Source organism: Paraburkholderia sp. RL18-085-BIA-A, assembly GCF_046027075.1.
In the GTDB taxonomy this organism is placed as follows: Bacteria; Pseudomonadota; Gammaproteobacteria; order Burkholderiales; family Burkholderiaceae; genus Paraburkholderia.
In genome coordinates, this window is record NZ_JARESU010000111.1 from 1 (window position 1) to 13,541 (window position 13,541).

The 13,541-nt window shown below is 65.6% G+C and carries 9 protein-coding genes; 4 read left to right on the forward strand and 5 right to left on the reverse strand.

The window, feature by feature from the left end:
- Positions 1 to 38 precede the first annotated feature (38 nt).
- Positions 39 to 1,448, reverse strand: coding sequence for a YbfB/YjiJ family MFS transporter (locus tag P0D89_RS39810; protein ID WP_408365031.1), 1,410 nt, complete (start codon positions 1,446 to 1,448; stop codon positions 39 to 41).
- Between the two features lie 120 nt (positions 1,449 to 1,568).
- Between P0D89_RS39810 and P0D89_RS39815 the strand changes: the two genes are divergently transcribed.
- Positions 1,569 to 2,513 carry a LysR family transcriptional regulator gene (locus tag P0D89_RS39815; RefSeq protein ID WP_408365033.1) on the forward strand — a complete coding sequence of 315 codons (945 nt, stop codon included), beginning with the start codon at positions 1,569 to 1,571 and terminating at the stop codon, positions 2,511 to 2,513.
- 198 nt (positions 2,514 to 2,711) lie between these two features.
- On the opposite strand, the gene alaS is transcribed toward P0D89_RS39815, so the two are convergent.
- Complete coding sequence (alaS, locus tag P0D89_RS39820) at positions 2,712 to 5,336, reverse strand: alanine--tRNA ligase (RefSeq protein ID WP_408365035.1); 2,625 nt, start codon at positions 5,334 to 5,336, stop codon at positions 2,712 to 2,714.
- 304 nt (positions 5,337 to 5,640) lie between these two features.
- Between alaS and P0D89_RS39825 the strand changes: the two genes are divergently transcribed.
- A complete protein-coding gene (locus P0D89_RS39825) occupies positions 5,641 to 6,861 on the forward strand; it encodes a CaiB/BaiF CoA transferase family protein (RefSeq protein ID WP_408365036.1) in 1,221 nt (406 codons plus the stop codon).
- A gap of 52 nt (positions 6,862 to 6,913) precedes the next feature.
- Here P0D89_RS39825 and P0D89_RS39830 read toward each other — a convergent pair whose 3' ends face one another.
- Both P0D89_RS39830 and ggt read right to left on the reverse strand, forming a co-directional pair.
- Complete coding sequence (locus P0D89_RS39830) at positions 6,914 to 7,474, reverse strand: RBBP9/YdeN family alpha/beta hydrolase (RefSeq protein WP_408365038.1); 561 nt, start codon at positions 7,472 to 7,474, stop codon at positions 6,914 to 6,916.
- A 119-nt stretch (positions 7,475 to 7,593) separates the two neighbouring features.
- The gene (gene ggt, locus P0D89_RS39835) at positions 7,594 to 9,357 is read right to left on the reverse strand and encodes a gamma-glutamyltransferase (RefSeq protein ID WP_408365040.1); all 1,764 of its coding nucleotides are present in this window, start codon (positions 9,355 to 9,357) and stop codon (positions 7,594 to 7,596) included.
- 666 nt (positions 9,358 to 10,023) lie between these two features.
- Between ggt and P0D89_RS39840 the strand changes: the two genes are divergently transcribed.
- A complete protein-coding gene (locus tag P0D89_RS39840) occupies positions 10,024 to 11,733 on the forward strand; it encodes a glutamine--tRNA ligase/YqeY domain fusion protein (protein WP_408365042.1) in 1,710 nt (569 codons plus the stop codon).
- Positions 11,734 to 11,881: 148 nt separating this feature from the next.
- Positions 11,882 to 12,910 carry a transporter substrate-binding domain-containing protein gene (locus P0D89_RS39845; protein WP_408365044.1) on the forward strand — a complete coding sequence of 343 codons (1,029 nt, stop codon included), beginning with the start codon at positions 11,882 to 11,884 and terminating at the stop codon, positions 12,908 to 12,910.
- A 112-nt stretch (positions 12,911 to 13,022) separates the two neighbouring features.
- Here P0D89_RS39845 and P0D89_RS39850 read toward each other — a convergent pair whose 3' ends face one another.
- Entirely contained in the window at positions 13,023 to 13,472 is a 450-nt protein-coding gene (locus P0D89_RS39850) for an NUDIX hydrolase (RefSeq protein ID WP_408365046.1), read from the reverse strand.
- Positions 13,473 to 13,541 lie beyond the last annotated feature (69 nt).

Genomic DNA, 13,541 nt, shown 5'->3' on the forward strand with positions numbered 1-13,541 from the left:
AACGGCGCCGTGCCGTCGCGTACGCGTTTTCGGGACCGCTAGTTGCAGCCGCAATCCGGCATACGATCATGGCCGCGGCCGCGCGGCAGATGAGCCACCGCGATCAACCCCGCCGCGCCCACCATCAACGCACCCACCGCCAACCACAGTGCCGGCGAGAACGACCCGGTGTGCTCCGCAATCGGCGCCGCAACCAACGGACCGACAATCTGGCCGACGCCATAGGCAGCCGTCGCGTAGCCCATCAGGCCGGCCGCATCGTCTCCGCGCAGGCGCCGCGCCTCGCGCATCGCGAACAGCGTGATCGCGGTGAACGGCAAGCCGATCAACACGCTGCCAAGCGAGAAGCCGCCTGCCGTCGGCCAGACGATTCCGAGCGCGATACCAATGGCTTGCAGCACATAGCAGCCCGCGAGCAGCGTGCGGTTATCCCAATGCGCCGGCAGACGCGCGCCAAGCAGCGCGCCGACGATCAGCGCCGCGCCGAACATCGGCCAGAACAGATCGGGCCAGGAAGAGCCCGGCAACGCATGGCGCGCGATGACGGGCAGAAAGGTCGCCGTGATGATATATCCGAAGCCGGGGATGCCGTAGAGCAGGATCAGCCAGATGGCGTCGGCGCGGTGCAGGGTGTGGCGGGCGTGTCTACTGGCGAGTTGGCTGGCAGCGCGCTGGCTCGCAGCGGATTGGCTGACGGCCGGTTCGCTGGCGGCACGTTGGCTTGCGCCGGGTTCGCCCACAGCAGCGCGGACGTTAGAAGACCGGCTCGTCCCATGCTGACCCGCATCCACCTCACCAACCGTCCCGCGTCCACGACGACCCGCCCCTTCCCCGCCGACTCCCGCCGCCCCTCGAAACACCGGCCAAACCACCGCCGACAAAGCCGCGCCGATCAGTCCAAACCCGATCCATCCCGCCGTTGCGCCAAAGCCGCCCGCGACGCTCACCAGCACTCCCGTCCCCACGATCCCCACGCCCGGCCCGGTGTAAATCACGCCGCTCCAGCCATGCGCGCCGAGTTCGGCGAGGCGTCGCAAGCCCCACTGGGACGCAAAAACGAACGTCCACGCGCTGACCGCGCCGGCGATGAAGCGCACCACCGCCCACACCCAGAAGTGACTCGTGACGCCCATCGCCAGCGTCAACAGAACCGTCGCGACGAGCCCCACGCGCACCATGCGCGCCGGCTCGACCCGCAGCGCGGCGCAACTGACCGCGCCGACGAAATACCCCGCGTAGTTGAACGACGCCAGCCAGCCGCCGTGCTGAATGTCGAGCTGCGGCTGACCGAAAGCGCCGCCATGGAGCATCAGCGGCAACAGCGGCGTGAAGGCAAAACGCCCGATCCCCAAGGTGACGGCCAGCGTCACCATGCAGGCGAGCGCCGCGCGGCGGGCGGCGTGAGGTTCGGTGAAGCGGTCGTACGCGTGGGAAGCGAGGTCGTTCATGATCGGGCGATAGGTGATGGCCGATGACGCTCAGGCCGGGTTCGTTCAGTTCATATTAGCTTGACCTTTTGATCACGAAAAATGAATAATTCGGATATCAATCATCGCCCGGAGAGAATCATGGATCTGGCCGCCTTGACCATTTTTCGCGCGGTCGTGCGGGAAAACGGCGTGACGCGCGCCGCTGCCAAGCTCAATCGCGTGCAGTCGAACGTCACGACGCGTATCAAGCAACTGGAAGAGCAACTCGGCACGGACCTGTTCATCCGCGACGGCCGCCGCCTCGTTCTGACGCCCGCGGGCGAAACGCTGCTGCCGTACGCGGAGCGCCTGCTCGCACTCGCCGACGAAGCGCGTCACGCGGTGCGCGAGGATCGTCCGAGCGGGCGCCTGCGCCTGGGCACGATGGAGAGCGTCGCGGCGACGCGCCTGCCCGGATTGCTCGCGCAATATCACCAGCAGTGGCCGGCCGTTGCGCTCGAACTGGAGACCGGCACGACCGGCAAGCTGATCGAGCGCGTGCGCGAATTCGAAGTGGATGCCGCTTTGGTGGCGACACCGCTCGACACGGCCGCGCTGAGCGACCTGTTCGAGACGGTGCCGGTATTCAGGGAAGAACTGGTGATGCTCACGCCGCGTGGGCATCGGCCGATTCGCGAGGTGCGCGACGTCGCGCTATCGACGCTGATCGCGTTCGAGCGTGGCTGCGCTTACCGGGCTTATATCGAGAAGTGGTATCTGGAACACGGTGTGAGGCCGGCGCGCGTGCTGGAGCTTGGCTCCTATCATGCGATCGTCGCGTGCGTGGCGGCCGGCGCGGGAGTGGCGGTGGCGCCGCGCTCAGTGCTGGATCTGCAAACCGATGCCAGCAATATTGCGGTTCATGAGCTGCCTGATATCGGCATGATCGAGACGTTGCTCGTGTGGCGACGCGGGCATTTTTCGTCCGCGCTCAATGCGCTGCGCCGCACGCTCGTGACGGCCGAGGAAGGGGAAACGGTCGCAATGGCAGACGCAATGGGGGGAACGGAGGACACGGCGGCCGCGAATATGGGTATCGCCTGATCGTTGCCTGCGGCGCCGGTTATCCGCCGAAGCCGAACCGCAAAAGCGTCGCGAATCAACCACCGCCCAGCCGCATACGAACCAGTGAATCGCGCGGCGCCTCGACACAACCCGGCTGCGCGACTTCGCAACAAAAAAAACTGGGCCACGCGACACGCCGAAACTACCTGCGCCCCGCGTGGCCCCATCAAACCCGAATCAAAGCTGGCCTTCGACCCAAGCCTTGACGCCAGCCAGCGCGGCGGGCAGGTTCGCCGGCTCGGTACCGCCAGCCTGCGCCATGTCCGGGCGGCCGCCGCCCTTGCCGCCGACCTGCTGCGCGACGAAGTTGACCAGTTCGCCAGCCTTGACCTTCTTGCTTGCGTCAGCCGTCACGCCGGCGATCAGGCTCACCTTGCCGCCTTCGACCGAAGCCAGCACGATCGCCGCGCTCTTCAGCTTGTCCTTCAGCTTGTCGACCGTCTCACGCAGCGTCTTGACGTCCGCGCCGTCCAGCATGGCCGCCAGCACGTGCACGCCGGCCACTTCGATTGCCTGACCGGCCAACTCGTCGCCCTGGCTCGAAGCCAGCTTCGACTTCAGCGCGCTCAGTTCTTTCTCCAGCGACTTCACCTGATCCTGCACCTGACTGATCCGCTGCGTCAGTTCGGACGGTTGCGCCTTCAACACCGCCGCAGCCGCATTGATGCGCGCGTCGAGCTCCTGCACGAAGCGCACGGCGTTGTCGCCCGTGATCGCTTCCACGCGACGAATGCCCGCCGCGACGCCGCCTTCCATCACGATCTTGAAGAAGCCGATGTCGCCGCTGCGATGCACGTGCGTACCGCCGCACAATTCACGCGAGAAACCCAGATCGAGCACGCGCACTTCGTCGCCGTACTTTTCGCCGAACAGCGCCATCGCGCCGCCCTTCACCGCTTCGTCGAACGGCATCACGCGCACGATGCCCGGCGCGTTCGCCAGCACTTCGGCGTTGACGATCTCTTCGACACGGCGGATCTGCTCGTCCGTCATCGGCGCGTTGTGCGCGAAGTCGAAACGGGTCTTGTCCGGATCAACTAGCGAGCCCTTCTGCTGCACGTGCGAGCCGAGCACCTCGCGCAGCGCCTTATGCATCAGGTGCGTGGCCGAGTGGTTGCGGGCCGTGCGGGCGCGGCGCACCGCGTCGATTTCCGCCTTGACGACTTCGCCCACCTTCAGCGTGCCCTGCTCGAGCGTGCCGTGATGGCCGACCACGTCGGCCTGAACCTTCAGCGAGTCGGTGACCGCGAAGCGCACGCTCGCGTTGGCCAGCACGCCCTGGTCGCCCACCTGGCCGCCCGACTCCGCATAAAACGGCGTGTGATCCAGCACGACGACCGCCTGCTGGCCATGCGCCACTTCCTGCACCGACGCGCCGTCCACGTACAGCGCGACCACCTTCGCATCGTCGAAGACGATTTCTTCGTAGCCGTGGAACGTGGTCTTCGCGCCCGAGTATTCGAGGCCTTGCGCCATCTTGAACTTGCCCGCCGCGCGCGCCTGCTCGCGCTGACGCGCCATCGCTTCGTCGAAGGCGGGTTCGTCGACCGTCACTTCGCGCTCGCGGCACACGTCCGCGGTCAGGTCCAGCGGGAATCCGTAGGTGTCGTGCAGCTTGAATGCGAGTTCGCCGTCGAGCGTCTTGCGGCCCTTCGCTTCGAGGTCGGCCAGCGCGCCTTCGAGAATCGACATGCCGTGCTCAATGGTCTCGAAAAAGCGCTCTTCTTCCTGGCGCAGCACGTCGGTAACGCGTTGTTCGGCATCCTGCAGTTCGGGGTACGCGCCGCCCATCTGCGCGACGAGGTCCGCCACCATGCGGTGGAAGAACGAGCCCTTCTTGCCCAGCTTGTAGCCGTGGCGGATTGCGCGGCGCACGATCCGGCGCAGCACGTAGCCGCGGCCTTCGTTGCCCGGAATCACACCGTCGACGATCAGGAACGAACATGCGCGGATGTGATCGGCGATCACCTTCAGCGAGTTGTTGGCCAGGTCGCTCACGCCGGTTTCGCGCGCCGCCGCCTTGATCAGCGCCTGGAACAGGTCGATTTCATAGTTGCTGTGCACGTGCTGCAGCACCGCGGCGATACGCTCCAGCCCCATGCCGGTGTCCACACACTGCTTGGGCAGCGGCGTCATGTTGCCCTGGGCGTCGCGGTTGAACTGCATGAACACGAGATTCCAGATCTCGATGTAGCGGTCGCCGTCTTCCTCGGGCGATCCCGGCGGGCCGCCCCACACGTCCGGGCCGTGGTCATAGAAGATCTCCGAGCACGGGCCGCACGGACCGGTGTCGGCCATCTGCCAGAAATTGTCCGATGCGTAGCGCGCGCCCTTGTTGTCGCCGATGCGGATGATGCGCTCGACCGGCACGCCCACTTCTTTCGCCCAGATGTCGTGCGCTTCGTCGTCTTCGTGATAGACGGTGACCCACAGTTTGTCTTTCGGCAGCTGGTAGACGCCGGTCAGCAATTCCCACGCGTAGTGGATCGCGTCGCGCTTGAAGTAGTCGCCGAACGAGAAGTTGCCCAGCATCTCGAAGAACGTGTGGTGACGCGCGGTGTAGCCGACGTTTTCCAGATCGTTGTGCTTGCCGCCCGCGCGCACGCTGCGCTGCGCGGTCGTGGCACGCGAATATGGACGCGATTCCGCGCCGAGGAACACATCTTTGAACTGCACCATTCCAGAATTGGTGAAGAGCAGGGTCGGGTCGTTGCCGGGCACAAGGCTCGACGAGCGAACGATCGTATGGCCCTTCGATTCGAAGAACTTGAGGAATTTCTCGCGGATTTCGGCGGCTTTCATAGCGTGCGGGGGACGGTCCTGGCTGTTACCGGCGGCATCGTGGGATGCGCCAACTGTTTGTTTCTTAAACGACTGATTATACGGGATCGGCGCGGCTGCGCGGCCGCGCGCACCGTACCTTGGCCGATCGGCCAGGTTTGACCGGCTTTGGCCGCGCTCGGCCTCGCCCACGCGCCGGATCGAGACGCGCCGCTCTGTCCTATGCCGTCCGGCTGAGTGCGCAGACCCGCGCGAATCGCTTAAGATTGCCCCGATCCGCGGCGCCTTGCGCGCCGCCAGGCTACATAGGAGACATCTGACCAATATGGGCGCTCTCAGTCATATCCGCGTGCTGGATCTCACCCGCGTGCTCGCCGGCCCTTGGTGCGCGCAAACGCTCGCCGATTTCGGCGCCGACGTCATCAAGATCGAACGACCCGAGGTCGGCGACGACACCCGTCACTGGGGCCCTCCGTATCTCAAGACGCCGCAGGGCACGGACACGCATGAGGCCGCGTACTACCTCGCGGCGAACCGCAACAAGCGCTCGGTCACGGTCGACATCGCGTCGCCCGAAGGCCAGCGGATCATCCGCGAACTGGCTGCGCAAAGCGACGTGGTGCTGGAGAACTACAAGGTCGGCCAGTTGAAGAAGTACGGGCTCGACTACGCGTCGCTCAAGGAAGTGAAGCCCGATCTGATCTACTGCTCGGTGACAGGCTTCGGGCAGACCGGACCGTATGCGCAGCGCGCCGGCTACGACTTCATCGTGCAGGGAATCGGCGGCTTCATGAGCATTACCGGCGAGCGCGACGGCCAGCCCGGCGGCGGTCCGCAAAAGGCCGGCGTCGCGATCGCCGACCTGATGACCGGCATGTATTCGACCATCGCCGTGCTCACCGCGCTCACGCACCGGGACCGCACGGGCGAAGGTCAATACATCGACATGGCGCTGCTCGACGTGCAGGTGGCGATGCTCGCCAACATGAATTCGAACTATCTGGCGAGCGGCCAGCCGCCGGTGCGTTGGGGCAATGCACATCCGAACATCGTGCCGTATCAGACCTTCCAGACGAGCGACGGCTGGATCATCGTCGCGGTCGGCAACGACGGGCAGTTCCGCAAGTTCGTCGAAGCGGGCGGCCGGCCTGAACTCGCCGACGACGAGCATTTCGCGACCAATCCGGCACGCGTGCGCAACCGCGACATCCTCGTGCCGATCCTCGCCGACATGGTTCGTCTACAAGGCAAGCAGCAATGGATTGGCGCGCTCGAAGCGGCGGGCGTGCCGTGCGGGCCGATCAACGATCTCGCCGAAGTGTTCGAGAACGAGCAAGTGGTGGCGCGCGGGATGCAGGTCGATCTGCCGCACCCGTCGGGAGGCACGGTCAAGCTGGTGCGCAATCCGATCAATATGACCGGTACGCCGCCGCAAGCGCTGGCTCACCCGCCTATGCTCGGCGAGCACACCGAGAGCATCTTGCGCGACGTGCTCGGTTATGACGAGGCGGCGGTTGCGACGTTGCGGGCGAAGTCCGTGATTTGAGAGATCCAGGTTGTGCCGGCGATGCGGGGCTGGTTCTCGCGTCGCCGCCAATTCAACCCTGCGTGCTTAACGAAGCCAGCCAGCGCCGCCCTTCGTCCCAATCGCCGAGGCCGCTGTCCGCGTTGATGTGGCCGCGCGCGCCGATGTCCACCCAGCGGCTGCCCCACGCGTTCGCGCAAGTCCGTGAAAACGGCACGCCGCCGTAGGGATCGTCGCTGCTCGCCACGACCATGGTCGCGAACGGCAAACCCGTGAGCGGCACCGGCGCGAAGCCGCTGGCGTTCTGTGGAAACTGCGCCTCGGACGGATCGGGCACCGCGACCAGCAAGGCACCCGCCACCTTCGCAAGCTGCGCCGCGCTCGCGTACTGCGACGCGCAGAAAGCCGTCGTCAGGCAGCCGAGACTGTGGGCGGCGAACATCACCGGGGCATCGGCGGCGGCCACCGCGGCGTCGAGCGCGTGGCACCACGCGTCGCGAACGGGATGATCCCAGTCGGGCATCCGCACTCGCGCGAACGTTGGATCGCGTTCTTCCCAGCGCGTTTGCCAGTGACCGGCGCCGGAGTTCTGATAACCGGGCAGCACGAGTGTGTTCAGTTTTTGTCCGCTCATCCCGCTTTCCCGCTTGTGGTTGGTTTTTTTGTTGCGTGCTGGTTGCAGTCCGCCTGATGCCCGTTCGCCTGCCGCGGTTCGCCTATCGCATCCCGCTCACCGCAGCCCACCGCCCAGCCTCACCGTATCACCCGCCCCACGCCCACCCCGCGCGGGTCTGCCGCCAGCTCAGGCGTCATACCCTCGACGCGGATCATCTGCACATCGCCGTTGAACGACTGCTCTTCCAGCGTGTAGCCCATCGCCTTCAACTGCTCGGCCAGCTCACCCGTGATTGGATGGAACGGCTCGAAGTAAATCGTCTTCTGCGGCAGCAGTTGATGATGGAAACGCATCGCGGCGAGCGCGTCGGTGGGCGCCATGTTGAAGTCGTACAGGTTGGTCATCACCTGGAAAATCGACGTCAGGATGCGCGAGCCGCCCGGCGTGCCGATCACCAGCGCCACCTTGTTGTCCTTCAACAGAAGCGTCGGCGTCATCGACGAAAGCGGGCGACGCCCCGGCGCCACCGTATTGACATCCGCTCCGCTCACGCCGCCCGCGCCCTCGCTGCCCGGCTTGGTCACGAAGTCGTCCATCGCGTCGTTCAGCAGGAAGCCGCCGCCGTCCACCACCACGCCCGCGCCGAAATCGCCGTTCAGGGTGTAGGTGTTCGACACCGCATTGCCCCACTTGTCGACGACCGAGAAATGCGTGGTTTGCGCCTTCTCCGGCATCGCATCGCCGAGGCCCGCCTTCACCGGCGTCGCACCCGGCACTTCGTCGAGCTTGACTTCGTCGGCGCGCTGCGCGAGGTAGGCATCGTCGATCAGCTTGTCGGCCGGCACCTTGTACGCGTCCGGATCGCCGAGGTAGCGCTGCCGGTCGGCGAACACGCGGTCCTCGATCTGCGCGATCAGGTGAATATACGGCGCGGAATTCAGCTCGACGCCCTCGAATGCCTGCTTCAGATCGGCTTTCATCTTCAGCATCTGGATCAGCCCGATGCCGCCCGAACTCGGCGGCGGCGCGGTGATCACGCGGTAGCCGTTCCAGTCGGCGGAAAGCGGCTGGCGCCACACCGCCTTGTATTGAATCAGGTCCTGCTTCGTGACGAGGCCGTGGCCGTACATCTGCTGGGCGATCAGGTCCGCGGTGCGGCCTTCGTAGAACTCGCGGCCGCCGTCGCCGGCGATCCGCGACAAGGTCTGCGCGAGTTCGGGCTGACGGAACGTCGCGCCCGCTTTCAGACTCGAGAAGTACGCGTCGAAACTGGTCTTGCCGGTGAAATTCTTCGCCGCCGCGTCGCGGCGCTGCTGCAGCGAGGGGTCGACCGCGAAGCCGTCGGTCGCATAGCGGATGGCGGGCGCGAGCACCTGCTTCCACTTCAGTTTGCCGAACCGCTGCTGCGCCTCCCACATGCCCTCGACAGTCCCCGGCACGCCCACCGCGCGGTGGCCGACGACGCTCATGCCCGGCACCAGACTGCCCTTGTCGTCGAGGTACATGTCGCGGGTCGCCTGCTGCGGCGCGCGCTCGCGGTAGTCGAGAAAGTACGGCTTGCCGTCCATGAACAGCGTCATGAACCCGCCTCCGCCGATATTCCCCGCGTCAGGGCGGGTCACGGCCAGAGTGAACGCGATCGCGACGGCGGCATCCACCGCGTTGCCGCCGGCCGCGAAGATCTGCTGCGCGGCGTCGGCGCTATAGCGATCCGGCACGGCCACGGCCGATGCGTCGAGCACGGGCTTGGGCGGCGGGGTTTTCGCCAGCGCGGGGCCCGGCGCGAGGACGCCGCCGGCGAACGCGCCGAACGCGGCGTACAGAACCGCGGCGCGCGCGATCCGGGACGAGGACAAGGAAGCGAAAAGCGCGCGAGGCGCGCCGTGCGTCGGGACAGACATCCGAGAAACTCCGGCAACTAAGGGCGCCATGGTGCACGAACGGCGCTTGTTCATGCAAGGCGCGATGGGCGGTGCGGGCGGTGCGGCCTGGGTGGACGTCTGCGACGAGTGCGCGCGCTGCGCGTCGACGCGCAGGCTGCACGGCCCCGGAAAATATCGAGCGGCGGGCACACACGCCGCGAAACGGCAACCCGCTCGCTACGTTTTGCGTGTTGCGGGCCACCTCTGCGTTCATGCCAACCGTACGCGGCCGGCATGCGGTCCGAAGCTGAATCAAAGCCGCATGACCATTGAACGCGGCGTGGATGAACGCTTGAATGCGGGCTGGGCGCGGCTCGAACATGTGGCCTCAGCGCGCCAGCACGAAGCCTCTTGCGCCGCACGAACGCCGTGCGGCATAGGAAAGCGCAATGCCCTGGCCCCATCAGCGGCACCGGCGCCACACCCCGCGGACGAACCCGCGCCGCTGGCATCCTAAGTCGCCGGCGGCGGCGTGAACAAAACGTTTTACCTCCTGTTACAGCGCCCGCGCGGCCGCGCATTCGCATCAAAAGCGCTCAAACGTTGGCTGCGCGCCGCATTCGCCTGTCGCCGGCGGACTGCTCAGGTAGAATTGTCGGATAAGTGGGCGCACCACGCGTCCCCGACAGACTTTCACCTTCTCGCATGAATACCGAACGCAACGACGCGCCAGCGGCATCCAATTTCATCCGCAACATCATTGACGACGACAACCGCACCGGCAAGTGGGGCCAGCGGGTCGAAACGCGCTTTCCGCCCGAGCCGAACGGCTATCTGCATATCGGTCACGCCAAGAGCATCTGCCTGAACTTCGGCGTCGCGCGCAGCTACGGCGGCGTGTGCCATCTGCGCTTTGACGACACCAATCCGGAAAAGGAAAGCGTCGAATACGTCGACTCCATCATCGACGCGGTGCGCTGGCTCGGCTTCGAATGGGAAAAAGGCGGCAAGGAAGAGCTCTATTACGCGAGCGACTACTACGACAAGCTGTACGAATTCGCCGAACTGCTGATCGAGCGCGGCAAAGCCTACGTGGACAGCCAGTCGGCCGAAGAAATGCGCGCGAACCGCGGCTCGGCCGCGGAAGTCGGCACGCCGTCGCGCTTCCGCGAGCGCTCGGTGCAGGAAAACTTCGACCTGTTCCGCCGCATGAAGGCCGGCGAGTTCAAGGAAGGCGAGCACGTGCTGCGCGCGAAGATCGACATGTCGTCGCCGAACTTCAACATGCGCGACCCGGTGATCTACCGCATTCGCTTCGCGCATCACTACCGCACCGGCGACAAATGGTGCGTGTACCCGATGTACGACTACACGCATTGCATCTCGGACGCGCTGGAAAACATCACGCATTCGCTGTGCACGCTCGAGTTCGAAGACCATCGGCCGCTCTATGACTGGATTCTGAACGAGCTGGCCGAAGCGGGCGTCTTCACGCGCCCGCTGCCGCAACAAATCGAGTTTTCGCGCCTGAACCTGACCTACGCAATCACCAGCAAGCGCAAGCTGCTGCAACTGGTGAACGAAGGCCACGTGGACGGCTGGGACGACCCGCGCCTGCCGACCATCGTCGGCGTGCGCCGGCGCGGCTTCACACCCGAGGCGATCCAGCTGTTCTGCGAACGCATTGGCGTCACCAAGGTCGACTCGTGGATCGACATGAGCGTGTTCGAAGGCGCGCTGCGCGACGACCTGGATGACAAGGCGCCGCGCACTGCGGCCGTGCTCGATCCGCTCAAGCTGATCATCGACAACTTCCCCGAAGGCGTCACCGAACCGTGCAGCGCGCCGGTCCATCCGCATCATCCGGAACAGGGCCTGCGCGAGTTTCCGATTTCGCGCGAACTGTGGATCGAGCGCGAGGACTACAACGAAGCGCCGCCGAAGGGCTACTTCCGTCTGTTCCCCGGCAACAAGGTGCGGCTGCGCTACGGCTACGTGATCGAATGCACGGGCGCGGACAAGGACGAGAACGGCAACGTCGTCGCGGTCCACTGCAACTACTTCCCGGACAGCAAATCGGGCACCGAAGGCGCGAACGCCTACAAGGTCAAGGGCAACATTCACTGGGTCAGCGCGGCCGCCGCCTGCCCGGCTGAAGTACGCATCTATGACCGGCTGTTCAAGGAGCCACAGCCGGACGCCGGCGGCCGCGACTTCCTCGAAGCGCTGAATCCGGACTCGAAACGCGTGGTCAACGCCTACCTGGAACCGGGCGCGCGCGACGCGCTGCCGGAACAGCGTTACCAGTTCGAGCGCCACGGCTATTTCGTCGCCGACCGCGTCGATTCGCAGCCGGGCAAACCCGTGTTCAATCGCATCGTCAGCTTGCGCGACAGCTGGGGCAAGCCGGCGTAAGCTGGAGCGGCTGCCGTCCGTAACGCATCTGAAGTTGGGAAGTTGAATACGGCGTGCATCTCGCCACGAGGTGCACGCCGTTTCGTTACATGATGTTCCATCGACAGTGACGGCGCGGCCTGTTGGACGCGCCAGTCAGGGAGACCCGATGAAAGTTGCAGCCCGCAGCATGGCGAGTAACGGGGCGATGACGACAGGCGCGGCTCAAGGCACACGCCGCGCAACTCGGATGCGTGCCGCTCCCGCCGCGCGCACCTCGCCGGCGGCACGCTTTGCGCACCGCGCGCGTTGCGCGCTGGTGGCGCTGGCCACGTTCGGCGCGACGTCGCTCGCGTGCCCAGCCCGCGCGGACGAGCTCACCGGCACACTGAAGAAGATCCACGACGACGGTGTGGTCGTGCTCGGCGTGCGTGAGGCGTCAATCCCTTTCTCGTACTTCGACGGCAAACACACGATCGGCTACTCGCAGACCATCGCGCTGCAGATCGTCGATGAAATCCGCAAGACGCTCGGCATGCCGCAACTGAAGGTGCACGAAATCACCGTGACCTCGTCGAACCGCACGCCGATGCTGCAGAACAACCAGATCGATCTGGAGTGCGGCTCGACCACCCACACGGTGGAGCGCGAAAGCGTGGCCGCCTTCTCGAACAGTTTCTTCCAGTACGCGGTGCGCATGATCACGCGCAAGAACAGCGGCATTACCGATTTTCCGGACCTGGCCGGCAAGGCGGTCGTGACGACCGCGGGCACGTCCGATGAACGTCTGTTGCGCCGCCTGAATACCGACAAGCATCTGAACATGCGCATCACCAGTGCGCGCGATCATCAGGAAGCATTCACCGCGCTCAAGGAAGATCGAGCCGTGGCCTTCGTGATGGACGAGCCGATCGTGTACGGCTTCCGTTCGACCGACCCGCGTCCCGACGACTTCGTGGTGACGGGCACGCCGCTCGGCTCCGAGGTCTACGCGTGCATGTTCCGCAAGGGCGACGAGCCGTTCCGCAATCTGGTGAATGGCGTGATCTCACGCGGGCAGACTTCCGGCGAGGCGGAACGCCTGTACAAGCAGTGGTTCACGCAACCCATTCCGCCGCACGACATCAATCTGAATTTTCCGCTGTCGGAACAGAACCGCGCGCTGTTTGCACATCCGAACGACCACGCGCTCGACTGAGCGAAAGCGTTACGCCTCCGGCGCGCGGCCCGCGCGCCGGCGGATCAGCGCGTTTCGCCGGCGGCCCGTTCATGCGCGCCTGTGCCCGCTGATAAGCGGCCGCCCGCCGCCACTACATTGTCCGATGCAACTCCGCCAGCGACAGCGTGGTCTGAAAAAGCCGCGTCAGACTGCGGCTCGCATACTTGGGGATTTCGTCGATCGCGGTCCAGCGGTACGCGTCCATTTCAGGAATCAGCGTGCCGTCCGAGCGTCGCGGAAACAACGATGTGCACGTGCATGAACTCAGGTCGAGTTCATCGGCGGCGGCACGCGCGGCGAACAGATGCAGATCCTTGTCGCGCCGGTAGACGTACAGGCCAAGATCCTTCAGGCGTTCGGGCTCGAGCGCGATGCCGGTCTCCTCGACCATCTCGCGCAGCGCCGTGACGTGCGGCGCTTCGCCCTCCTCGCCGTGCCCTTTCGGAATGTCCCAGTGCGACGTCTCGGTGGCGTGCGCGAGCAGCACGCGACCGTCCGGGTCAAGCAGAACGATGCCGCACGAAACGACCCGCGGGCTCATCGTCGCAGCGTGGCGTGGCAATACACGGTGTCGAGCCGCGCCGCCGACCGGCCGGCGCGCGCTGCCATC